The following is a 22,485-nucleotide window of genomic DNA, read 5'->3' on the forward strand; positions in this document are numbered from 1 at the left end:
CGCGTGATCACTGATCCAGCAAGCCTGACGGACGCCATGGCGGGTGAGAACTTCCCCGTCGCGCTGGCGGTGCTGCCCAGGCCCATCCGCGCCGACCTCGTCGCGGCCTACCGATTTGCCCGCTACGTCGACGACCTCGGGGACGAGGCCCCCGGAGGACGGGTGCCACAGCTGGAGCGGGTCCGAGCCGAGGTCCACCGGTTGTACGAGACGGGCAACCCCGAGGACGAGGTGGTCGCCGGACTGGGTGGTCTCGTTGCCCGGGCTGGGATGCCGATCGGAGTATGGCTGCGACTCGTCGAGGCCAACCTCATTGACCAGCGGGTGGCCCGCTACGAAACGTTCGACGACCTTCTCGGATACTGCCGGCTGTCCGCCAATCCGGTCGGAGAGATCGTCCTCCACATCTTCGGCTGCGCGACTCCGGACCGCATCGCCTTCTCCGACCGGATCTGCACCGCCCTCCAGCTGCTGGAGCACTGGCAGGACGTGGGCGAGGACTACAGCCGCGGCCGGATCTACGTGCCACAGCGCGACCTCCGGCGATTCAAGGTCGCCGAAACCCTGCTGGACAGCCCGGTGGCCACCGAAGAACTCAGAGCCCTCATCGCCTTCGAGACCGACAGGGCGCTGGCCTGGCTCGACGCCGGCGCACCTCTGGTCTCGACGCTCAGCGGGTGGCCGCGGCTCGCCGTTTCGGGCTATATCGCCGGAGGGCGGGCCGCCGCCTCGCTGTTGCGGCGCAGCGGGCACGACCCCATGCGTACCCGGAAGCCATCCGGCTGGGACGTCGCGCGGGCCTGGCTCGAGGCGACCGTGAGGTGGCCCGGATGAGCGTGGAAGCCGCGTACGAGGCCTGTGCGGAGATCACCCGCCGGGAGGCAAGGAACTTCTCCTACGGGATCCGCCTGCTGCCCCCGGTCAAACGCCAGGCCATGTGCGCGATCTATGCCCTCGCCCGGCGGATCGACGACATCGGCGACGGCAATATGCCGTCCGAGCAGAAGCTGCTGGCCCTCTCCGCCACCGCCGAGCGCCTGCGGAACCTGATCCGGGATGGCGCCGCAGGGGCACAGGATGACCCGGTCCTGGTGGCCCTCGCCGATGCGGCTGCCAGACTGCCCATCGCGCTGGAGGCCTTCGATGAGCTGATCGACGGCTGCCGCGCGGACGTCGAGGGCCGGCAGTACGAGAGTTTCGACGAGCTGGTCCATTACTGCCGCTGTGTGGCGGGGTCGATCGGCCGGCTCTCGTTGGGCGTCTACAACCCAGCCGAGCCCGAGCGAGCCCGACCGCTGGCAGACGCCCTCGGAGTCGCGCTCCAGCTCACGAACATCCTGCGCGACCTCCGCGAGGACCGTCAGACCGGACGCGTGTATCTGCCCCGCGAGGACCTTGATCGATTCGGCTGCTCCCTCGAACTCGACAGCATGGGCAATCTGGCGGACCCGCCCGAAAGGTTCGCCGCCCTGGTCCGGTTCGAGGCGGCACGGGCCAAGGACTGGTATGCCGAGGGCCTGGCGCTGCTGCCGTTGCTCGATCACCGCAGCGCTGCCTGCACCGCCGCGATGGCGGGAATCTACCGTCAGCTGCTGAATCGGATCTCCGCCGATCCTGAGGTCGTGCGGGCGCAGCGGCTGTCGTTGCCCGCGTCGGGGAAACTGCGGGTCGCGCTCCGGGCCATCGTGTGGGGGCGGACATGAGCGGGCCGAACAGCGCGGTGGGAGCGAGCACCGTAGTGGTAGTGGGAGGCGGTCTGGCCGGCATAACCGCCGCGATCGGCCTCGCCGAGCGGGGTGCCCGCGTCACAGTGCTCGAAGCCCGGCCTCGATTGGGCGGCGCCACCTACTCTTTCCAGAGGGACAGCCTGACGGCGGACACCGGGCAGCACGTGCTGTTGCGCTGCTATAGCCGGTATCAAGAGCTTCTTGGCCGGCTGGGCGCACTGGACCGGATCGCCATCCAGGACCGGCTCGACGTTCCGGTGCTGACCCCGAACCACCCCCCGACCCGCCTGCGTCGCGGCCTGCATGGCCCGGCCCCGCTCCATCTCCTTCCCGCGTTGGCTCGCTACCGCGCCCTGCCCGCGGCAGATCGGGCCCGGGCGGTGCTCGCCGCCCGCGCGTTGCGCGCCGTCGACCCCGATGATCCGGCCAACGACGGCGTCACCTTCGGCGCGTGGCTCCGTCGCCACGGGCAGACGCCGGCCGCCGTCGACCGCCTGTGGGGACTGCTGTGCATCGCCGCGTTGAACATCGTCCCGGACCAGGCGTCGCTCGCGCTTGCGGCCCGAGTGTTCCGAACCGGCCTCCTGGACGAGGTCCGAGCGGGGGACGTCGGGGTTCCCCGGGTCCCCCTGTCCCGTTTGCACGACGGGCCGGCCCGGGCAGCGTTCGCGCGGCTCGGCATCGGCCTGCACACCGGGGAGCGAGTGCGTGGCATCAGCGGATCCGGCAGTGGCGTCAGCGTCAGGACCGATTCCGGGGAAGTCGAGGCCGACGCCGTCGTGCTGGCCGTGCCACACGCCGCAGCGGCGCGTCTGGCCCCGCCGTCCGCTGTGCCGGACCAGCGCTGGGATGAGCTGGGGGACGCCGCGATCCTCAACGTCCACGTCCTCTACGACCGCCCGGTGACCACGCTTCCCCTCGCCGCGGTGCTGGACGCCGGGAGCTGGTGGGTCTTTGACCGGACCGAAGCGGCCGGGGCAACTCGTGGGCAGTATCTCGTTTCCTCGCTGTCCGCGGCGGACGAGCAGATCGGGACGCCCACGGAGGAGATCCGCACCCGCCATCTCGCCGCGCTGGCCTCGGTCTTCCCGGGCGCCCGCAAAGCCTCGGTCGTCGACTCGTTCGTGACCCGCGAACCCCGGGCCACCTTCCGACAAGGAGCTGGAACCGGCGCGCTCCGGCCGCCGGCCGTCACCCGCTGGCCTCGCCTCGTGCTGGCCGGTGCATGGACCGCGACCGGCTGGCCGGACACGATGGAGGGCGCCGTGCGCAGCGGACTGGCCGCCGTCGAAGCCCTCGATACTTCGCTCAAGAGCCGCGCGATGACAAGGGAAGTGATTGCATGACCGCCACCGTGAGCATCCTGGCCGAAGGGCAGCGGCGGATCGACGCCCCGCTCCGCTCTGCGCTGGACCGTCTGGACCCCGCGACCCGCCACGTCTGCGGCTACCATCTGGGCTTCTGGGACAGCGAGGCGACTCCGATTTCCGGTACGGGCAAAGGAATTCGGCCCGCCTTGGCGTTGCTCTCGGCGTGGGCGGCGGGCGCTGGCGACGAGATCGGCGTCCCGGCCGCGGTCGCGTGCGAGCTCATCCACAACTTCTCCCTCCTGCACGACGACGTGATGGACCACGACACGGAGCGACGGCACCGGACGACGGCCTGGGCCCAGTTCGGCATTCCGGCCGCGATCCTGGCCGGAGACGCGCTGTGTTCGCTCGCGAGCGAACTGCTGGCCGAGGCGCCCTCGGCCACCAAGGACTGGGCGCTTCGGTGCCTCACAGCCAGCACCCGCCGGCTGATAGCCGGCCAGGCCGCCGATCTCGCCTTCGAGACGCAGGAGCAGGTGAGCCTCGCGGAATGCCTCAAGATGGCCGCGGACAAGACCGGCGCGCTCATGGCCTGCTCGGCCTCGCTCGGTGCCGTCCTCGCCGACGCGCCCGCGGAACTGGCCTTGGGTCTGGCCGAGTTCGGGGAGCATCTGGGCCTGGCGTTCCAGCTTGCCGACGACATCCTCGGAATCTGGGGCAACCCCGAACGGACCGGGAAGCCCGTCTTGTCCGACCTCCGCTCCCGCAAGAAGTCGGTGCCGGTGGTGTACGCGCTGACGTCCGGAACTCCTGCCGGAGACCGGCTGGCCATGCTCTACGCATGGCCCGACGAGCTCGACGAGGCGCAACTGCACGAGGCTGCGGGACTCGTCGTGGAGGCTGGAGGCAAGGACTGGACCGAGCAGCGCGCCGATGAGGAGCTCGAGGCGGCCTTGGCCAGGATCGACTCCCTGCCCCTCCCGAGAGCGGTAGCGGAGGACTTCACCACGCTGGCCCGTCAGCTCAGCCACCGGGACCGCTGAGCGATGACCACGATCGATCGGAACGCTTCCGCCAGCCTCTGGCGTCCGGCACCTGCTCCTCCCCCGGCCGCAGCCCCGGCCCCAGCTCCGGCCCCGGCTCCAGCGGACGACGCCGCTGCCCAAGCCTGTTTGGACGCCGCGGTCCAGCACCTCCTGGGGCTCCAGGAGGAGGGCGGCTGGTGGCAGGGCGAGCTGGAAACGAACGTGACGATGGACGCCGAGGACCTGCTGATGCGCCAGTTCCTCGGCGTGCGGACCCCCGAGCAGACCGCCCAGTCCGCGCGGTGGATCCGCAGCCAGCAGCGCGGCGACGGTTCTTGGGCCAACTTCTACGGCGGCCCGGCGGATCCGTCGACGACGGCGGAGGCCTATGTCGCGCTGCGGCTCGCCGGCGATGCCCCGGAGGAACGCCACATGCGGTTGGCCCGCGACGTCGTCCTCGCCCACGGCGGCCTCGAGCGGACCCGGGTCTTCACCCGCATCTGGCTGGCCCTGTTCGGGGCCTGGAGTTGGGACGAAGTGCCGGCGCTGCCGCCGGAGCTGATCTTCCTGCCGCCGCGCGTCCCGCTCAACCTGTATGACTTTGCCTGTTGGGCCCGCCAGACGATCGCCCCGCTGACCGTTCTGGCGGCGTTGCGCCCGCAGGCCGAGCTGGGCTTCGGCATCGATGAACTGCGCGCCGGTGCTGCCGCAGCTGGCGTGGCCACCGAGACCCCCGCTCGCGCGCCGTCCCCGGCGGCCCGCGCCTTCGACCTGCTGGACTCGGTACTGCACCGCTACGAAACGATCCGGCAACGCCACCAGCGCTTCCCGGGGCAGGGAGCGCGGGCGACGGCGCTGCGCCGTACGGTCGAGTGGATCGTCGACCGCCAGGAAGCGGACGGCTCGTGGGGCGGAATCCAGCCGCCGTGGGTCTACTCCCTCATGGCGCTGCGAGCCTACGGCTACTCGTTGGACGATCCAGTGCTGGTCAGGGGCCTGGGCGGCTGGAACAGGTTCACCATTACCGAAGAGACCGCGGCGGGCCCGATGCGCCGTATAGAGGCCTGCCAGTCACCGGTGTGGGACACCGCCCTGGCGCTCACCGCGCTGGCCGATGCGGGCCTGCCATCCGGGCACCCTTCGCTCGAGCGGGCCGCCGACTGGATCTGCGGGGAGGAGATCCGGGTGCGCGGAGACTGGGCGGTGCGCCGCCCCCATGTCCCCGCCGGAGGCTGGGCCTTCGAATTCGACAACGACGGGTACCCGGACATCGACGATGCCGCGGAGGTCATCATGGGCCTGGACTGCGTCCGGCCCACCCCCGAGCGCGGAAGTGCAGCCTCCCGTGGCAGGGACTGGATACTCGGGATGCAGAGCCGGGACGGCGGATGGGCGGCCTTCGACGTCGACAACACCCGTGAGTTGGCCTATCAACTGCCGTTCTGCGACTTCGGCGCCGTGATCGATCCGCCCAGCGCGGACGTTACCGCCCACGTCGTCGAGATGTTGGCCCGACGCGGCGAAAACGGCCCTGCACTGACGCGGGGTGTGCGCTGGCTGCTCGAGCATCAGGAAGCGGACGGCTCCTGGTTCGGGCGGTGGGGGGCCAACTACGTCTACGGAACTGGCGCAGTGGTCCCTGCCCTGACTTTGGCCGGCCTTCCGAGCGACAGCAGCCCGGTGCGCAGGGCCGTGCAATGGCTGTGGGCACACCAGAACGACGACGGCGGCTGGGGTGAGGACCTGCGCTCCTACAAGGACACTGGTTGGGCCGGGCGCGGTGAGTCGACGGCGTCGCAGACTGCGTGGGCGCTGCTGGCGCTGGATGCGGCGAACGAGGCCGACGGCAACGCGGCCCGCCGCGGAGTGGACTGGCTTGTCTCCCACCAGCGCCCGGACGGAAGCTGGGACGAGCCCCAGTTCACTGGGACCGGCTTCCCCGGCGACTTCTACATCAACTACCACCTGTACCGGCTGGTCTTTCCGGTCAGTGCACTGGGCCGTTGCCTGAGGAGGTCTCGACGATGACAGAGATGTTGCTGTGCGCACCAAGCCTGCTCGAAGCCGCCGCACTCAGGCGGACGGTGCGGGGCGGAACTGTCGTCCAGACGGGCATCGGCGCGAAGGCGACCACGTGGGCGCTTGGCGACCGAAGCGTCCGCCGGGCGGGTGCGCTGGCCGTGGCCGGCATCGGCGGGGGCCTGCGCCCCGACCTCGCGCCGGGCGACGTCGTCGTGGCCACCGAGGTTCGCGGCGCCGATCGAACCATCGAATGCCCGAGCGCCCCGCTGCTCGCGGCCGCCCTCCGCCGCCAGGGGCTGCGGGTCGTCACCGGGCCGATCGTGAGCGTGGATCATGTCGTGGTCTCTCCGGAGCGCGAAGAGCTGGCAGCCACAGGGGCGATCTGCGTCGACATGGAATCCGCTGGCGTGCTGGCGGCCGCCCACGAGGCCGCCATTGCAGCAGTGCGCGTCATCGCGGATCCGGCTGGCAGCCCGCTGCTGCGGCCCGCCACCGTCGGCCGGATGGCCACCGCCCTTCGCATCCTGCCGCGCGTCGGGGCTGCCCTCCAGATCTGGGGCAGGGCTGCGGGGCCGCGCCAAGTCCTCCTGGCCGGCCCGCGTTCCTTCTGTGCCGGCGTCGTCCGGGCCATCGACGTCGTAGAACTGGCCCTCGAACAGCGAGGCGCTCCTATCTATGTGCGCAAGCAGATCGTGCACAACAAGCATGTGGTTCAGGATCTCGCGGCGCGCGGCGCTGTCTTCGTCGACGAGCTCGACGAGGTCCCGCCCGGCGCCACCGTCGTCTTCTCGGCTCACGGCGTCTCCCCAGCAGTCCGGGCCGAGGCGGAGCGCCGCAAGCTGGACGTCATAGATGCCACCTGCCCCCTTGTGCAGAAGGTGCACACAGAGGTGCGGAGGTTTGCGGACGCGGGCGACACCGTCATCTTCCTGGGGCACGCGGGCCACGAAGAGGCCGAGGGAACCATGGGCGAGCGGCCCGCGAACACGCTGCTCGTGGAGAACACCAATGATGCGCGCACCGTCGCAGTCGCGGATCCTGACCGGGTCTCCTACATCATGCAGACCACGCTGGCCGCGGACGAGGTCGCCGAGTTGGTCGACATCCTCCAAGCAAGGTTTCCCAACCTGAGGGAACCCGCCTCCGACGACATCTGCTATGCAACCACCAACCGACAGCTGGCCCTGGCCGAGGTGGCCAAGGACGCCGGGCTCGCCCTCGTCGTCGGCTCCAACAACTCATCCAATTCGCAACGTCTCGTGGAAAAGGCAGAGCGGGTAGGCACCGCCGCACATCTCATCGATGATGTGGCCGATATAGACCTTGAATGGCTTAACGGCGTCGGAGTGGTTGCACTCACGGCCGGAGCTTCCGCGCCCCAGGAACTGGTGGATGGCGTCATAGCAGGGCTACGTGGCCTTGGCGCTGTCGACGTCCTGGAGAACGGAATCACCGAAGAACACGTCCAATTCACATTACCGAAGGAGGTGCGCCACCATGAGCGTGCCCTTGCGCCAGAATCTGCGGATGGCCGGGTATCTGGCCGCGCAGAAGATCAAAGGCAATAAGAAGTTCCCGCTGCTGGTGGAGCTGGAGCCGTTGTTCGCCTGCAATCTGGGCTGCGCCGGCTGCGGAAAGATCCAGCACCCGGCGGACCAGCTGCGCCGTCGAATGCCGGTCGAGCAAGCCGTCAGTGCCATCCAGGAGTGCGGCGCACCCATGGTGTCCATCGCCGGCGGTGAGCCGCTCATGCACCCGGAGATCGACCGCATTGTCAACGAGCTCGTGGCCCAGAAGAAGTTCGTCTATCTCTGCACGAACGCGCTGCTGGTGCGCAAATGGTGGCACAAATTCGATTTCAAGCCGTCACCGTATTTCGCGTTCACCATTCACTTGGATGGACTCCGCGAGCGGCATGACAAGTCCGTGTGCCAGGACGGGGTTTTCGATGAAGCGGTCGAGTCGATCCGCTGGCTGCAGGACCGGGGATTCAGGGTCACCACTAACACGACTATCTTCAACACCGACACCCCTCAGACGATCATCGACGTGATGAATTTCCTCAACGATGACCTCAAAGTCGACCAGATGATGATCTCCCCCGCCTACGCCTATCAGAAGGCACCTGACCAGGAGCATTTCCCCGTGGTGGAGGAAACCCGGGCCCTGTTCTCGAAGGCCTTCGCAAACGGCAATCGCAAGCGCTGGCGGCTGAACCACACTCCGCTCTTCCTCGATTTCCTCGAGGGCAAGCGGGACTTCCACTGCACTGCGTGGGGCATCCCCAGCTATTCGCTGTTCGGCTGGCAGAAGCCGTGCTACCTCATGTCGGACGGCTACGCGTCCACCTACAAGGAACTGATCGAGGAGACCGACTGGGACAAGTACGGACGCGGGCGCGATCCCCGGTGCGCCAACTGCATGGCACACTGCGGCTACGAACCCACTGCCGTAATGGCCACGATGGGTTCGCTCCGGGAGTCGTTGCGGGCGATGCGGAGCTAAGCCTTCAGCCCCAGCGTCCGGCCAGGCGCGAATAGACCTGCGGGGTGCAGGCCTGCAGCGCTATCGGCACGCGCAGCCAGCCGGGCACTACCACCTGCGCCTGCTCCCGATCGAGAGCGCGGAGCAGCGCCGTGGCCACCCTCGCCGCTGGGACCGGACGAGGGAAGCGACGCTGATAGGGCAGCCCACGACGCTCGAAGAACGGCGTGTCCACCACGCCAGGAATGAGGGTTGTCACCCCCACCCCGCTTCCGCTGAGCTCTGCTCGCAGACTCGCTGCGAAGGTGCCCAACGCTGCCTTGGACGCGGCGTACTCCGACTCTCCCGCCACGCCCAGCAGGCCCGCGATCGAGCCGACGAAGACCAGCCGCCCGGAGCCTCGGTCCAGCATTGCCGGCAGCAACGCCCGGGTCAGCCGGACGGGAGCGAGGTAGTTGGTCGCAAGGAGGGTGCCGTCGTCGTGCGTGCCGTCGTCGTCAACGCCTGTGCCTCCCGCCATCCTCTCGAAACGACCGATTCCGGCGGCATGGACCACGAGATCCGGCAGCGGGAAGGAGGCCGCGGCGTCGGCCACGCGGCCCAGCCCATCCGGCTCGCTCAGATCGGCGACGACGGTTCTCCCGCCGGTCTCCGCGGCTACCTCGGCCAGCCGCTGGCTGTCCCGGCCCGTAAGGAGCGTCTGGCATCCATCGGCCGCCAGAGCGAGGGCAATAGCCCTGCCGATGCCCGAGGACGCGCCGGTGATGAGCGCTCTGCTCCCGTCGAGGCCCACGTCCTACTGCACCTCCGGCATGTCCGATTGCTCCCCCTGCTCGCCGCGGATGCGTTCGCCGACTGCCTGCGCCCGGTGGGCCAGCAGCACGATTCCGGAAGTCATCACCAGCAGCGAGATCACCTGCGCGGCCACTGGTCCCGGGCCGCTGGCAAGAGGCTCACCGAGCCAGACGGCGCCTGCGATGATCGAGACGACGGGGTCGCCCACCGTGATGACGGCCACCGCAACCGAGCCCACGCGGCCTTCTTGGAAGGCGTTCTGGTTCAGCAGGAATCCGGCCGGGCCGAGAATGATCACGGCGTAGAGCTGCCACTGTCCGAACAGGGTGGCCACGTCCACTCCCGAGACGAGGCTACGCACGAGGCTGGCTGTGACGCCGTAACAGACGGCCGCAGCAACTGCCAAGGGAAGCGCCCGGTATCGGTGGGCGAGTCTGGTGGCGACAACAAGGCACAGGACGACCACGCCGGCGAAGGCTACGCCGAGGGGCCAGATGAGGCCGTGCAGATGGCCGCCGCTCTGGACGGGCTTCGCGGCGACGAGGAAACCGCTGATTCCCAGGGTGGTCAACAGCGCCGCACCCACCAAGCGCCAGTCAGGGCTCTGACGCATGACGGCCGCAGCGATCCCCAGATAGAACAGCACGCCCGTGGCAAGGATGGGCTGGACCAGACTCAGCGGCCCGAAGGACAGCGCTGTCGCCTGCAGGGCAAATCCGAGCGCGCCCAGCAGCACTCCCCAGCGGAAGGCCGGAATCCGGATCAGGTCCCAGAGCAGGCGCGGCCGCAGCGGCCCGGAAGGCGGAGCCTGCCGGCTCACGCGGTGCTGCAGCAGCCCGGCCGAGCCAAAGGAAGCGGCCGCACCGACCGCCGGAAGGACCGCCCAGATCTGAGCAAGCTCCACTTAGCTCGCCGCCGAATCCGGAGCAGGCTGCATTGCGGCCAGGGCGTCCTCGAGCGCATCCCTCAGCGCTGCCTTGATCTGCGCCCTGTCCAGCCCCAAGGCAGGGTCCGAGAGGACGCCGACGCCGACGGTGTCGCCGGCGACCACGGCCCCCACCGTGATCGGGACGCCCTCTGTCAGGGGCAGGACCGGGTACATGGCCGTGACTGGGGCGCCGCCACATGAGCGCGGACCCCGGGCACCCGGCATGTAGGTGACGATCGAGTTGAAGAATCGCCGGTTGTAGACCAGGCGGGCAAACCCGGCGTGCGCCGCCGCGGGCAGCCTTCCTGCGATCTGCATGACCAGCTGGGCCGCGGCCGGTTCCCCTCTCTCCATCTGGCGGCGCAGCCCGTTCCGGATCTCGGCCACGCGGCGGCCCGGCTCCATCCAGCCCATCGGCAGGTCCAGGGCCAGGCTCCCGGTCCAGTTCCCGAAGATCCGGTCGAGACGGGGTGCCCGCATCGCCACGGGCACCATCACGCGCAGTGGGGTCCCTTCGGTCAGGAGGGCACGGCCCTCGAGCAGCCGGCTCAACGCGTCGGCGATGACGGAGAGAGCCAATTCGTGGGGCTGAGCATGCAGGGAACGCGCGGCCAGCCGCAGCATGTCCCTCGGCAGGGCAACCGGAACGAACTGACGCTCCGAACTGGAAATGGCACTCCGGTTCAGCGGATGCCGGGGCGCCATGCCCCGGCTCGCGAGGCTCCATAACCCCAGAGCCGCCCGACCCAGCGGAGCTGCCCGGCCCAGCGGAGCTGCCCGGCCCGGAGTCCTGTGCGGGGTGTGGGTGCCGTTCGCCGCGTCCCCGCGCTCACGCAGCGGGTCGCCGGCTTCGGCGGCGAGCAGCCGGTCCAGGAGCCCCAGTGCAGAAATGCCGTCGCCGAGGGCGTGGTGCATCTTCATGACGAGCACTGCCTGACCGCCCGCCTGACCGCGCACCAGCAGCATCTGCCAGCCCGGGCGGTCCTCCGGCAGGGGCACCGACCAGAAGCGGTCGACGGCGCCGTCGACCTCGCACTCCCCGGCGCCCGGGGCGAGCACGCACTCGGACACATGCCTGCTGATGTCCAGCGACTCCTCCATCACCCAGCCGCCCCTCGGACCACGGACCAGACGGCGGCGCAAGGGCGCCAGCCCCCGCGCCCGCGGGGCAAGGTCCCTGCGGAGGGTCTGGACATCCAGCGCGCGGCCCGGCGCGACCGGGCCAAGGGTCAGGACAGCTCCGATCTCCTGCCTCACCTTGGCGGATTCCACGTGGGTGAAGAACGCGTCAGCCGGGCGAAGCGGCCACGGCCGGTCCACGGCAGGCGGGGTGGCCCGGGGCTCGGTCAGTCCGATCAGAGCGGAGCGCAGATCCCCCTCTTGCCGGTGGCTGGAGGCATTGCGCTCCAGGACCTCGAAGGCCTCCCGGTCGGCAACGCCGGTCCGGATGTAGTCGACAAGCCGTTCCTCATCGGCGCAGATGTCGGCCAGACCGCTGACCACCATGAGCTGGGCGTTGGCTGCCCCGTGGGCGGCGATCGGGCGGCACATCAGCAGCGGCCGACCGCAGGCGAGGGCCTCCAGAGCCGACGCTCCGCCGGCATTGGTCAGGACGAGATCGGCCGAACGGACATAGTCCTCGATTCCATTGGTCCAGCCCAGTGGCACCAAGCGTTCCGGTGGCAGGCGAAGGCTCTTCAGTCGGGCCAGAGTCGTGCCATTGTGGCCGCACGCCGCGACCACCTGCACCTCCGGAGCGGCTGCCAGCAGGGCGCGCACCGTGGCCACTACATCGCCGAATGCGTAGGCACCTGCCGTGACCAGTACCACGAAGGCGTCAGCGCTCAGGCCCAAGCGCCGGCGGGCGTCCTGCCGGTCCCCGGGGCTGAAGGCCGCCACGACGGGAGGGGCACAGACCTGGACCTCGGAACCGGGGTCTGCGGAACGCGCATGCGGCTCGGCCACCTCATGCATCACGAAATTGACGTCCAGGTCGCGGTAGACCCAGAAGGGATGCGGGGCAAAGTCGGAGATCCACGCGGCAGACGGCACGCTCAGGCCGCGGTGGCGGCGGAGCCAGGCCAGGCCGGAACTTGCCAGAGGGTAGGTGGAGAGAATCAGATCGGGATCGAACCCGTCGATGTGCGGCGCGAGGCGCGAGCCGCACCAGATCCCGGTGAACCCTTTGGACGCGTGGGCGAACCAACGGTGGCGCCAGAGCGCCGAGTAGAAGAACTCGTACAGGCTCGGCGCTCTCTCCACGCTCGTGACGTAGATGCGCCGGAAAAGAGAACCGACCGGTGGGCCGAGGAGATCGTCGAGGGTGTCGAGGCGGCGGATCTCGCTGCCGGGCCATAGCCCCCGGACGGCCTCCTCCAGCCCAGCCGCCGTCGCGTTGTGGCCCCCGCCCATGTTGGCGGAGATCGTCAGCACGCGCCGCACGGCACCCCCGTCGGGATCAGCGCGCCCCCCCTCGAAGAATCCGCTCGGATTCGGCATGGACCCATAATGCCCCTGAACACAGGCCTATCCGCAAGGGGTCCCGGCTCTCCCCTGCGAGAACGGCAGGTACTGCCTGTGGCGTTGACGTGCTCAGAAGACAGGGGCAAGATCCAAAGCATGGCGGCGAACCGGACCGGCCAGGACGGCGGCCCGGACTCCGGGCACGATGCTCGCCGCCCCAAAAGGAGCAGCCGCTACGCGCGCCTGAGGCTCTCGATCGGGCGGCATCCCTCCGACTTCGTCAGAATGGCTGTAGCTGCCGCTGTGGTCCTCGGGTGCCGGCTCATCGCCGTCGCCCCCGGCAGCAACCCGGTGGAGGCCGCCATCGCCTCCCAGTTGCAGCGCCTGCCGAGCTGGTCGGCTCCAATCTGGGAAGGCCTGACCTGGTTGGGCTGGTGGCCCGGGATCGTGGCCGCCGTCGGGCTTGCCCTCTACATCGGACGGATCCGCCTCGGTGCGTCCATGGCCTTCGCGGCGGCCGCCGCGTGGCTGCTCGCCGTCGTCGTGAGCTGGACGGTCCCTCCACGGCTGGTTCCCCCCGGGGTCCATTCAGAGCTCCTCAATGCCCCTGGCACGGGCATCTTCACGTTCCCCGACCCACGCAGCGCGGTCATCGCCGCGCTCGCATCGGTCTCCACCCCTTACCTGACCAGGCTCTCGCGGAACACGAGTTGGGTCCTGGTGGTCCTTGTCGCCGCGGCCAATGTCTTTCTCGGACAGAATCTGCCCGTTGGGGCCTTCGCGGGAGTCGTGCTGGGTTGGGGTATGGGGAAGCTGTTCCACATCGTGCTGGGCGCCCCCGGCAGACGGGCCTCCGAGTCCGCGCTCCAGAAGGCGGTGGAGCAAGCGGGCCTGCTCGGAGCGCGGGTCGTCCCCGTGCATCGGGGACTGCTGCGGCCGCAAGAGTACGAGATCATTGCCGCCGACGGCGCGCTGTTCCGCATGAAGACCGTCCGCAGGCTCCACCGCCGCGCCGGTCCCCTTCACCGTGTGAGCAACGCGTTGGCGTCCATAGACGTCGAGCACGGCCCGGCCCTCTCCACTCCGTTGCACGAGGTGGAGCACGAGGCCTACATCGCGCTGCTGGCGGAGCGGGCTGGTGTCGGCACCGTACCGGTCGTCCTGGCCGGTGAAATCGAGCACGGGCCGCCCTTCCTGATCTCGCGCGCCATCGAGGGGCAGCCACTGTCCAGCCTCCCGGCCAACGAGGTCAGCGAATCCCTGCTCGATGCCATCTGGGGCTGCGTTCGCGCCCTCGGTAGCGTCCCCATCGCCCACCAAGATCTGCGCGCACAGAACATCCTGGTCGACGCCGCCGGCCAGCCTCGTATCTCCAGCTTCACGTTCAGCCGCGTGGGTGGCGCCCCCGGAAGCTACCGGCAGGACGCGGCGGAGCTGCTCGTCTCGCTGGCTTCAGTCGTGGGCCCCGATCGTGCCGTTGCGAGCATTCGCCGCGCTTTCTCCCGAGAGGTTCTCCTCGACGTGCTGCCCTACCTCCAGCGCATGGTGCTGCACCGCCGGCTGCGCCGCCAGCTTGCGCCGGGAAGTGGCGTGCTGGCCAAGCTGAGGGAAGGACTGGCCGAGGAGATCGGGGCTCCGGTCCCATCGCTCCGGCTGCCGGTTCGCCCGTCCACGATCATCGTGCTGCTCGTGGGCGGTCTGGCCGTCTACCTGCTGCTCCCCGAGCTCTCCAACATCGATCAGGTGCTCGTGCTGCTGGCCCGAGGCGACACTCGGTGGCTGATAGTGACGGTGCTCATTGGCTTCCTTGCCATTCTGGCCTCCGCCGTCTCACTCCTGGGCTCCTGCGTCCGGCGGCTGCCGATCAGGAAGACCATCGTCGTCCAGATCGCTGCCGCCTTCACGGGGCGGACCACTGCGGCAGGGCTGGGCTTCTACAGGATCAACTGGGTCTACTTGGAACGGATCGGATTGCGCGGGCCGCAGATTGTTGCGGCCATCGGCGTGAACCGAATTGTCACAGGCCTCGTCGGCGCCATAGGGACCATCCTGGGGATCGTGGTGATCGGGGGCGCCGTCCCGGTCGGCGACGTCAACGTGGTGCTGGCGTGGCCCGTGCTGGTCGCCGTGGGGGCCCTGCTCCTGGCGGTCGTTCTCTTCCTCGCGTCACCGTTCGGCAGGCGCAAGGTGGTGAGTCCCGGGGTCGCATGGGTCCGCGAGATCAGCCAGGAGATCATCCCCCTGCTGCGCAATCCGCTCCGAGCCGTTCAACTGACTGCCGGCTGTACGGCATACCTGCTGCTCCTGGCGGCGTCGCTCGCGACAACCTTGGCTGCCTTCACCCCCGACTTCCCCCTTGTGCCCGTGCTCGCCGTCTTCATCGTGGGGTCCACCCTGGGCCAGCTCGCGCCCACGCCCGGCGGTCTCGGCGCTGTCGAGGCAGCCATGATTGCGGGACTGACGGCGATCGACGTCGCGCCCTCCAACGCGGTCGCCGCAGTCCTCGGCTCACGCCTGCTGACCTATTGGCTGCCGGTTCTGCCCGGCGTCGTCACCTTCAGGATCCTGCAGCACCGGGGAGTGCTCTGACCCGCTTTCCCGACGAGTCAGGGCGACAGTGAATCAGGGCGACTGTGAATCAGCGCGACGGTGAATCAGCGCGACTGTGAATCAGGGCGACTGTGAATCAGCGCGCCGCTCGCTCAGCAGTTCCTTGCTGCGGAGCAGCCGAAGCGCAGTCACGAGCAGTAGGCCGCCCAGGACGTTGAAGACGGCGGTGTAGGCGAACCAGCCGAACCACTGACCGTAGCCGAAGGGCGCGCCTGCATGGATGGCGCCGAAGATCAGCAGGGAATCGAGCACCGAGTGGAACAGGGGCAGGCCTGAGAGCAGGAAGCCGCCCGCGACAGCGGCGACGATCTTGGCGGGAACAGACTCCGTGCCGTGCTGCATGCGGGTCATCAGGGTGATCGTGCTGCCACCCAATGTGGCAAGGCAGAAGGACTGGAGACTGGGCGGTGCCTCCGCGAAGTGCTGGGCGGATTCGATGACGGTGGAAGACCACTCGGGAAAGGCCTGCATGACGAGCCACATGAAGCACCAGCCGCCCACGAGGTTCGCGACAAGGGTTCCGGCCCAGAGCTTGATGAGCTGCCCAACGCGTGCCTCACGGGCCGCGACGGCGGCAATGGGCACCAGGAAACCCTCGGTGAACAGTTCGCTCTTCGCAAGCAGGAGGGCGATGAAGCCGATGCCGAACGCAAGTCCCGCCAGCAGCTTGCTTCCGGTGGAGTGCATGACGGCGAGATAGGCCATGACGCCGAGTCCGACCTCGACTCCCCCGAAGAAGCCGGTAATGAGGACGGATCGCCAAGTCCGGTGCAGGCGTTGCGCCCCCTCGGCCACGATCCGGTCGAACGATTCCTCGATTTCCTCCTCGACGGGAGCGTCGTTGCTGCCGAGTTCCCGCCGGCGGTCCTCGTCGCTCACAACACCCTCCCGTTCATGGCGGTCCTTTGAGCTGTTGACCCTTGACGCAACGATGGCGAGCCGTATCCGGCCCGCCATCGTTCCCCTGGCATCCACCCATGAAACACCATCACCAACGCCGCTTGATCTCCCAATTCGGCGGCGCCTAAAGAACAGGTACCCGCCAATTCCCTCACTAAACCCGTGCTAGGTTCCTTCGTGTCGCTTCGGCGGCAGAGGAAGGAAGGCTCACGGCAATGTCAACCGCGCATATCGCTTCACTGCCCACGGCAGAATTGCACCTGCATATCGAGGGAACGCTGGAGCCTGAGATGGTTTTCGAGCTCGCCGAACGCAATAGCGTCGCCCTGCCCTTCGAGTCGGTCGAAGATCTCCGCGAGGCCTACCAGTTCACGAGTCTTCAGTCATTCCTCGACCTCTACTACGACTGCATGGCCGTGCTGCAGACTCGCGACGACTTTCGAATCCTCGGCGAGCGGTACCTCACCCGGGCCTATGACCAAGGTGTCCGGCATGCGGAGATCTTCTTCGACGCGCAGGCCCACACGGCCCGCGGAGTCCCCGCGGAGGACGTGCTCGATGGCCTGCTCGACGCGCTCAACGCGGGCGCCCGAAGGGGGATCACCGGCGGCCTCATCCTCTCGTTCCTGCGGGACAGGCCTGTTGAGGAAGCGCTCGAAACCCTGGAGTCACTTGCCCACCGAGCCGGCGACCTCCTCGGCGTCGGACTGGATTCCGCGGAGGTAGGCTACCCGCCCGAGCTGTTCACCCCCGTCTTCGCCCGGGCCAAGGAACTCGGCCTGCATTCAGTTGCCCACGCCGGCGAAGAGGGCCCGGCTGCGTATGTGTGGGAGGCCCTTGATCTCCTGGGCGCCGAACGGATCGACCATGGCATCCGCTCGCTCGAAGATCCGGAACTCGTCGAACGTCTCCGACGCGACCGCGTCCCGCTGACGGTGTGCCCGCTCTCGAACGTCAAGCTCGCCGTGATCCCGAGCCTCGCCGAGCACCCCATCATGGATCTGCTCGATCAAGGAATCATGGTCACAGTCAATTCCGACGACCCCGCCTACTTCGGCGGCTACCTCGGAGACAACATGGCCGGCCTCGTGGACGCGTTCCCGGCTCTCGAACCGGCTCTGGAACGGCTCGCGCGCAACTCGGTCGATGCATCATTCGGAAGCAGTGCCCGCAAGGCCGAACTCCACGCTCTCATCGACAAGTGGGTCTCGAACAGTCCGCACCGAGGGGATCTCGCGGTCGACGGCGGGAGCCTCCCCAGTTGAGGGGATCTCCCCGGCAGTGCCCGACGCTGCAGAAGTGCCCGATGCTGTGGAGAGAGCGACAATCGTGTCGATACCGCTGATCTGCAGTGCGAGTTCGCGAATCGTGCTCGCGTCCATTGATGCCCCAATCATCGTAGAGAAGCGTGAGCTCCATCACTCACAACTTGGTAGGTTACCCGACAGTAACGAAATTGAACATCCCCACGAACATCCCCACGGCGATCAGAGCCATTCCTTGCGCCGGAAGAGCCAGAACAGGCCCAGGGCGCCAATGACGATCAGGCTCATCGACAGGACGAGGCCCAGGGTGCTCTGGAACCCGAGGAACGGGACGTTCTGGCCGAAGAAGCCTGTGATGGCCGTGGGCACTGCGATGATCGCCGCCCAACTCGTGAGCTTCTTCATCACGAGGTTCATCCGGTTGCCCTGGATGCTGATGTGCGTCTCGAGAATGCTGCCGACGAGATCGCGCAGCGACTCGGTCCAGTCGGAGGCCCTCAGGACGTGGTCGTAGACGTCCTGGAAGAAGGGCTGCATCGACTGGTCCGCGATGTCGAGGTCCCGCCTCAGCACGGTGTTGAGCACTTCACGCATGGGGAGCACCACCCGACGGAGGCGCACAAGGCTCTTGCGGAGCTCAAAAGAGCGCCGCTGCAGATCGTGATCGGACGAATGGTCGTCGAACAGGGCGTCCTCAAGGCCCTCGATGCGCTCGTCAAGGTCCTGAACGACGTCGAAGTGCCCGTCCACGAGAAGGTCCACGAGGCCCCAGAGCAGAAAGGCGACGCCGTGCCCCGCGAGATCGTTCTCCTGGTCCCATTTCTCTGTGAGTCGTTCGACGGCGAAGTCCGCACCATGGACGGTGACCAGCGCACGTCTCGTGACGAACGCCTTGACCTCGGTCACGGACAGTTCGTTTCCGTCCGGGACGAGAGCCGCCTCGTAGGCGGCCAGGAAGAGGTGGGTGCGATACCGGTCGAGCTTGGGCCGCTGGTGATCGTGGACGGCGTCCTCGACGGCGAGCCGGTGAAGGCCCAGGATCGTCTCCATGGCGCCGAGGTCTTCTTCGCTGGGCGACTCGTAGTCAATCCAGACGGTCGCGCCGTCCTGGGAGAGCAGCCCTTCGATCTCAGCGAGCGCGAGGTCTTCGCGCTCGAGCTTGCCGTCGCGGTACAGCCGGGTACGAACCATCCGGCAATCCTATCGATCACGGAGGCGAGGAAAGCTGACAGCTGACTCCCAGCTTGACCGTGAATAATCCCCGCCATCGGACATGTAAAACGAGTGGGGGGATTCGTGGACGAGTTCATGAGGCGGGAGCTTTCGCGCCAGATCACGGACGTCTATGACGCGCCGCAGCCTAACGACGAAGCGTTCCTCGACACCGTCGAGCGGCTCAGAGATTTCCTTGCCGCCCACGGCCGCGCGCCGGAGTCTCCTGCTCGTGACGCCCAGGAAGCATGCCTGGGCCGCTGGCTCGAGCTCCAGAAGGGGCACGCACGGAGCGGGACGCTGTGCGGAAAGCGGCTCGGCGTACTCGAAGAAATTCTCGGCCGTGAGTGGTCGATGGATTCAAACCGCGGCCAGTGGGCATTGGGGTCTCATGCTGGAGAAACTGCATGACATGGGAATTAAAAGCGAGTACGCCTACATGGCGGGGTTCGGGTCCATCGGGCTCTCGGTCCTCTCCTGGACCTTCAGCCGGGTCAACCCCCGGCACGACCGCGCCCAATCCGATCGCTGGGGCATCTTCGTGGGCCACTGGGCACCCACGTTCTTCGCGATCGGCATCGCCTTGAGGCTCGAGGAGAAGAAGCTGCTCTGATCCCAGCCGTCAGGCTCCCATCACCCGAAGGCTGGCCGGAGGACTCCGTCAGGGAGTCCTCCGGCCCTTCCATGCCGGGAACCCGGCCCTGCCGCCGAAATGGAAGTTAAAAGCCTCTGGCGCCCCGTCCCCCGGCGGTCCATCCTTTACCTGTGTAGGAACCTCTGCTCAGGGGGTGCTGTGGTGGAGCCTACTGTTGAGAATGGTCCGAGCCCTGAGGAAATCGCCCGTGCTCTGGCCGGGAACCACAAGGTCATAGTTCGGAAGGGCAAGGCCGAGGTCCACGGCTACCTCGTCGCCGTAGGTGAGACCCGGGCCAAAGTGCTCTGGGTCTGCGGCACCGGCCGCACCCAACGCCGAGACGTCCCTCTCGCCGAGCTCGTGATCCCGAGCCGGGAGAACCCTTGGCAGGGCATCGAGATCAGCCTGTCCGACCTCGTGGCCGCGACGGAGAGGCGGCGTTCCCGGGTGCAGCGGGCCGGGCCCCGGTCTTCTCCGGCCCGGTCTTCTCCGGCCAGGTCTTCTCCACCTCGCACCTCGCACCGGCCCCTCACGCCCTAGCAGACGACCGCGTCCTGACGATCTGAACGGAGCGTCGCAGGCTCATCGCCACCGAGGCTGTGGCGTTGACGGACGCGTCCCGGGAAATGACGTCGGCGAAACCTCTGGTGAGGACATCGAGCGCTTCCTCGGCCTCGCCAAGGGGAGCTTCGACGTCGTCCTCTCCCCATGCCCGCATGACGCCGGAGAAGGCGCGGAGAGCGGCGCTGAGCTCCCCTGTCAGCTCGGGAGGAACGGCCGTGCCCGCGCGTTCCTCCCAGATCGCGCTTGAGAGGACGTCGGTCATGTCCTGGACCTGGAACGTGAGGCGCTCGATGGCGCGGAGATCCTTGAGGTCCGCTCCGAGATCCCGCGGATGACGACGGCGTCGCGGGTTAGCCCGCGCGCTCACCTCGGCGCGGTGCACGGCCTGCCGGACCTCGCCCGCCGTGCGCGCGAGCTGCTCGTCGCGCTGGGCCCACTCACTGTGGTCGGGCGGCCACGATTCATCCATGGCCTCCGCCATGTCCTCGAGCTGCCCCGCGAGCGCACGGCGCTGCCGGGCGAAGGCGGATCCTATGGCCTGAAAATGCAGTGGCGGCAGGATGAGCCAATTGACGGCGAAGCCGACCACGATCCCGACGGCCATCTGGAGCAGGTATCCGAGTGAGAAGGTGTCCGCGCGCTGGCCGCCGATGACCAGGACGAACAGCCCCGCCATAGGCACCCAGTCGCTCGCGGCCCCCATGCGCGGCAGCCCGCCTATCAGGACGCCGAGTCCGACGACGGCGGCGACCGCAGCGGCGTTCGCACCGGTGAACGCCGCGACGGCGAACGCGACCCCGATTCCCAGCCCGAGTCCGAGAAGGCTCTGGAGGCCCTTCTTTGCGGAGTCGGCGACCGTGGGATACATCGTGACGAGCGCGCCGAGCGGGGCGTAGTAGGGATAGTGCGCTGCGGGCCCCGGCATGAGCGGCGCGATCGCCCACGCCAGTCCGGCGGCGAGCGCGGTCTTACCGGCGAGCTCAAGCCGGCTCCGGGCGACAGCCTTGCGCAGCCCAGAGATGGCAGCCCTGCGGGCCTTCCCGAGCGCCTCTCGGGAAGGGAACGTGCCGGAGCCGTTGGTGACCGCCATTTCTCTAGCGTCGCATCCTGACGCATAGGAAACGCAAGTTCGCTTGAAACCTCGGAAGTTGGGAAAGGGCCGAAAGGAAAGCAGGCGGAAGAAGGGGAAAAAGGCGAGGCCATGTCACGCAATGATGCGAACCAACCAAGAGAACGGCAGCCCCGGGAGCCGTGGACGCCCACACAGCGCAAGGCCCTCTTTGCCGGCGCGGGCAGCTGGACCCTCGACGCCTTCGACTACTTCGTGCTCGTCTTCGCCCTCTCATCGCTCGCGAAGGACTTCCACATCACGATCGTCACAGCGACGCTCGCGATCACGTTCACCCTCGTCCTCCGCCCGGTCGGCGCTCTCGTCTTCGGGCCGCTCGCCGAACGGTTCGGCCGCAAACCGATCCTTGTGATCAATATCGTGGTCTTCTCGCTTATCGAGCTGGCTTCCGCCCTCTCCCCCAACTTCGAGACGTTCTTCGCCCTGCGGGTGCTCTACGGGATAGCGATGGGCGGCATTTGGGGCGTCGCCTCGGCCCTGACCATGGAGTCCATCCCCACCCGCTCGCGCGGCCTTGTCTCAGGGATCTTCCAGGCGGGCTACCCGCTCGGCTACCTCATCGCGTCGGTCGTCTACGGCCTGCTCATCGACTCGGTCGGCTGGCGCGGCATGTTTGCGATCGGCGTGGCTCCGATCCTGCTCGCGGTCTACATCTTCTTCCGGGTCGACGAGTCCCCGGTCTGGCTTGCTGCCCGGGGGATCGGCGGTGGTGCTGCCAATGGCGTTGCTGCGAACGGCGTTGCTGCGAACGGCGTTGCCGCCAACGGCGAGCGCAAGGCGGCCTTCTGGCCCGCCGTCGCCGCCAACTGGCAGATCCTGATCTTCGCCGTGTTCCTCATGGCCGGGTTCAACTTCTTCAGCCACGGCACACAGGACCTCTACCCGACGTTCCTCACCGTCCAGCGCCACTTCCACGCCGGAACGGTGAGCCTCATTGCGATCTTCTACAACATCGCGGCGATCATCGGTGGCCTCGTCGCGGGCTCGCTCTCCGAGCGCTTCGGCCGGAAGCGGACCATCATCGTCTTCGCCCTCCTCGCCCTCCCGTGCATCCCGCTGTGGGCCTTCTCCACGGGTTCGGTCGCGCTCGGCATCGGCGCGTTCCTCATCCAGTTCATGGTCCAGGGTGCGTGGGGCGTCATCCCGGCGTACCTGAACGAGCTCGTGCCGGAGGGCACTCGCGCGGTCCTGCCCGGCTTCGTGTATCAGGTCGGCAACGTGATCGCGGCCGCGAACGCGACCATCCAGGCCCTCATCGCACAGTCGACCGGCGGGAACTACGCGGTCGCAATGGCGCTCGTGGCAGGAATCATCGCGATCTTCATCGCCGTGCTGATCGCCTTCGGCCCGGAGACGCGAGGCAGGGAGTTCGTCACTGCCGGCGCCGATACGAGGGCGGCGGGCTAGCCGGAAGCTG

19 protein-coding genes are annotated in these 22,485 nt (G+C 68.1%); 13 read left to right on the forward strand and 6 right to left on the reverse strand.

Going from position 1 to position 22,485, the window contains the following annotated elements:
- The first annotated feature begins 3 nt into the window (after positions 1–3).
- Genes hpnC through hpnH form a run of 7 tightly spaced genes read left to right on the forward strand, consistent with a single transcriptional unit; the run spans position 4 to position 8,589 of the window.
- Positions 4–834, forward strand: a complete 831-nt coding sequence (gene hpnC / locus L0M17_RS16955) for a squalene synthase HpnC (protein ID WP_241055568.1) — start codon at positions 4–6, stop codon at positions 832–834.
- Entirely contained in the window at positions 831–1,703 is an 873-nt protein-coding gene (gene hpnD / locus L0M17_RS16960; protein WP_241055570.1) for a presqualene diphosphate synthase HpnD, read from the forward strand. The genes hpnC and hpnD overlap by 4 nt, the downstream gene beginning before the upstream one ends.
- The gene (gene hpnE, locus L0M17_RS16965; RefSeq protein ID WP_241055572.1) at positions 1,700–3,073 is read left to right on the forward strand and encodes a hydroxysqualene dehydroxylase HpnE; all 1,374 of its coding nucleotides are present in this window, start codon (positions 1,700–1,702) and stop codon (positions 3,071–3,073) included. Before hpnD ends, hpnE begins: the two co-directional genes overlap by 4 nt.
- Positions 3,070–4,080: a polyprenyl synthetase family protein gene (locus L0M17_RS16970; RefSeq protein WP_241055574.1), complete on the forward strand. Its 1,011-nt coding sequence runs from the start codon at positions 3,070–3,072 to the stop codon at positions 4,078–4,080. The genes hpnE and L0M17_RS16970 overlap by 4 nt, the downstream gene beginning before the upstream one ends.
- 3 nt (positions 4,081–4,083) lie before the next feature.
- Complete coding sequence (shc, locus tag L0M17_RS16975; protein ID WP_241055576.1) at positions 4,084–6,090, forward strand: squalene--hopene cyclase; 2,007 nt, start codon at positions 4,084–4,086, stop codon at positions 6,088–6,090.
- A complete protein-coding gene (ispH, locus tag L0M17_RS16980) occupies positions 6,087–7,652 on the forward strand; it encodes a 4-hydroxy-3-methylbut-2-enyl diphosphate reductase (protein ID WP_241055577.1) in 1,566 nt (521 codons plus the stop codon). The genes shc and ispH overlap by 4 nt, the downstream gene beginning before the upstream one ends.
- Positions 7,582–8,589 (forward strand): adenosyl-hopene transferase HpnH, encoded by a 1,008-nt coding sequence (gene hpnH, locus L0M17_RS16985; RefSeq protein ID WP_241055579.1) that lies wholly within the window; start codon positions 7,582–7,584, stop codon positions 8,587–8,589. The genes ispH and hpnH overlap by 71 nt, the downstream gene beginning before the upstream one ends.
- Before the next feature lie 4 nt (positions 8,590–8,593).
- On the opposite strand, the gene L0M17_RS16990 is transcribed toward hpnH, so the two are convergent.
- Genes L0M17_RS16990 through L0M17_RS17000 form a run of 3 tightly spaced genes read right to left on the reverse strand, consistent with a single transcriptional unit; the run spans position 8,594 to position 12,790 of the window.
- The gene (locus tag L0M17_RS16990) at positions 8,594–9,361 is read right to left on the reverse strand and encodes an SDR family NAD(P)-dependent oxidoreductase (RefSeq protein ID WP_241055580.1); all 768 of its coding nucleotides are present in this window, start codon (positions 9,359–9,361) and stop codon (positions 8,594–8,596) included.
- 3 nt (positions 9,362–9,364) lie between these two features.
- Positions 9,365–10,267: a DMT family transporter gene (locus L0M17_RS16995; protein WP_241055582.1), complete on the reverse strand. Its 903-nt coding sequence runs from the start codon at positions 10,265–10,267 to the stop codon at positions 9,365–9,367.
- Positions 10,268–12,790, reverse strand: a complete 2,523-nt coding sequence (locus L0M17_RS17000) for a wax ester/triacylglycerol synthase domain-containing protein (protein ID WP_241055584.1) — start codon at positions 12,788–12,790, stop codon at positions 10,268–10,270.
- 120 nt (positions 12,791–12,910) lie between these two features.
- On the opposite strand from L0M17_RS17000, the gene L0M17_RS17005 reads away from it, so the two are divergent.
- Positions 12,911–15,343, forward strand: coding sequence for a lysylphosphatidylglycerol synthase transmembrane domain-containing protein (locus L0M17_RS17005; RefSeq protein WP_241055585.1), 2,433 nt, complete (start codon positions 12,911–12,913; stop codon positions 15,341–15,343).
- 81 nt (positions 15,344–15,424) lie between these two features.
- Here L0M17_RS17005 and L0M17_RS17010 read toward each other — a convergent pair whose 3' ends face one another.
- Positions 15,425–16,243 carry a formate/nitrite transporter family protein gene (locus tag L0M17_RS17010; RefSeq protein WP_241055587.1) on the reverse strand — a complete coding sequence of 273 codons (819 nt, stop codon included), beginning with the start codon at positions 16,241–16,243 and terminating at the stop codon, positions 15,425–15,427.
- Between the two features lie 236 nt (positions 16,244–16,479).
- On the opposite strand from L0M17_RS17010, the gene L0M17_RS17015 reads away from it, so the two are divergent.
- On the forward strand, positions 16,480–17,529 hold the full coding sequence (locus tag L0M17_RS17015; RefSeq protein ID WP_241055589.1) for an adenosine deaminase: 1,050 nt from the start codon (positions 16,480–16,482) through the stop codon (positions 17,527–17,529).
- Positions 17,530–17,751: 222 nt separating this feature from the next.
- Here the strand turns inward: L0M17_RS17015 and L0M17_RS17020 are convergent, their stop codons facing one another.
- Complete coding sequence (locus L0M17_RS17020) at positions 17,752–18,720, reverse strand: magnesium transporter CorA family protein (protein WP_241055590.1); 969 nt, start codon at positions 18,718–18,720, stop codon at positions 17,752–17,754.
- A 105-nt stretch (positions 18,721–18,825) separates the two neighbouring features.
- Between L0M17_RS17020 and L0M17_RS17025 the strand changes: the two genes are divergently transcribed.
- The 3 genes from L0M17_RS17025 to L0M17_RS17035 all read left to right on the forward strand — a co-directional run bounded on the left by L0M17_RS17025 (position 18,826) and on the right by L0M17_RS17035 (position 19,915).
- Positions 18,826–19,152 carry a helicase associated domain-containing protein gene (locus L0M17_RS17025; protein ID WP_241055592.1) on the forward strand — a complete coding sequence of 109 codons (327 nt, stop codon included), beginning with the start codon at positions 18,826–18,828 and terminating at the stop codon, positions 19,150–19,152.
- Position 19,153: 1 nt separating this feature from the next.
- Positions 19,154–19,354 carry a hypothetical protein gene (locus L0M17_RS17030; protein ID WP_241055594.1) on the forward strand — a complete coding sequence of 67 codons (201 nt, stop codon included), beginning with the start codon at positions 19,154–19,156 and terminating at the stop codon, positions 19,352–19,354.
- 183 nt (positions 19,355–19,537) lie between these two features.
- Complete coding sequence (locus tag L0M17_RS17035) at positions 19,538–19,915, forward strand: hypothetical protein (protein ID WP_241055595.1); 378 nt, start codon at positions 19,538–19,540, stop codon at positions 19,913–19,915.
- Here L0M17_RS17035 and L0M17_RS17040 read toward each other — a convergent pair.
- Positions 19,905–21,029: an FUSC family protein gene (locus L0M17_RS17040; protein ID WP_241055597.1), complete on the reverse strand. Its 1,125-nt coding sequence runs from the start codon at positions 21,027–21,029 to the stop codon at positions 19,905–19,907. The genes L0M17_RS17035 and L0M17_RS17040 overlap by 11 nt on opposite strands.
- 111 nt (positions 21,030–21,140) lie before the next feature.
- On the opposite strand from L0M17_RS17040, the gene L0M17_RS17045 reads away from it, so the two are divergent.
- Positions 21,141–22,475, forward strand: coding sequence for an MFS transporter (locus L0M17_RS17045; RefSeq protein WP_241055599.1), 1,335 nt, complete (start codon positions 21,141–21,143; stop codon positions 22,473–22,475).
- The last annotated feature ends 10 nt before the right edge of the window (positions 22,476–22,485 follow it).

Origin of the sequence: Sinomonas terrae (assembly GCF_022539255.1) — a bacterium.
GTDB classification, from domain to species: domain Bacteria; phylum Actinomycetota; class Actinomycetes; order Actinomycetales; family Micrococcaceae; genus Sinomonas; species Sinomonas terrae.

What these genes read in the sequence shown, in the direction of transcription:
- L0M17_RS16970 (WP_241055574.1), top strand. Translation starts at nt 3,070, where the DNA reads ATGACCGCCACCGTGAGCATCCTGGCCGAAGGGCAGCGGCGGATCGAC.
- hpnE (WP_241055572.1), top strand. Translation starts at nt 1,700, where the DNA reads ATGAGCGGGCCGAACAGCGCGGTGGGAGCGAGCACCGTAGTGGTAGTG.
- shc (WP_241055576.1), top strand. Translation starts at nt 4,084, where the DNA reads ATGACCACGATCGATCGGAACGCTTCCGCCAGCCTCTGGCGTCCGGCA.
- L0M17_RS17040 (WP_241055597.1), bottom strand. Translation starts at nt 21,029, where the DNA reads ATGGCGGTCACCAACGGCTCCGGCACGTTCCCTTCCCGAGAGGCGCTC.
- L0M17_RS17000 (WP_241055584.1), bottom strand. Translation starts at nt 12,790, where the DNA reads ATGCCGAATCCGAGCGGATTCTTCGAGGGGGGGCGCGCTGATCCCGAC.
- L0M17_RS17015 (WP_241055589.1), top strand. Translation starts at nt 16,480, where the DNA reads ATGTCAACCGCGCATATCGCTTCACTGCCCACGGCAGAATTGCACCTG.
- L0M17_RS17005 (WP_241055585.1), top strand. Translation starts at nt 12,911, where the DNA reads ATGGCGGCGAACCGGACCGGCCAGGACGGCGGCCCGGACTCCGGGCAC.
- ispH (WP_241055577.1), top strand. Translation starts at nt 6,087, where the DNA reads ATGACAGAGATGTTGCTGTGCGCACCAAGCCTGCTCGAAGCCGCCGCA.
- L0M17_RS17020 (WP_241055590.1), bottom strand. Translation starts at nt 18,720, where the DNA reads ATGGTTCGTACCCGGCTGTACCGCGACGGCAAGCTCGAGCGCGAAGAC.
- hpnD (WP_241055570.1), top strand. Translation starts at nt 831, where the DNA reads ATGAGCGTGGAAGCCGCGTACGAGGCCTGTGCGGAGATCACCCGCCGG.
- L0M17_RS17045 (WP_241055599.1), top strand. Translation starts at nt 21,141, where the DNA reads ATGTCACGCAATGATGCGAACCAACCAAGAGAACGGCAGCCCCGGGAG.
- hpnH (WP_241055579.1), top strand. Translation starts at nt 7,582, where the DNA reads ATGAGCGTGCCCTTGCGCCAGAATCTGCGGATGGCCGGGTATCTGGCC.
- L0M17_RS17030 (WP_241055594.1), top strand. Translation starts at nt 19,154, where the DNA reads ATGGGAATTAAAAGCGAGTACGCCTACATGGCGGGGTTCGGGTCCATC.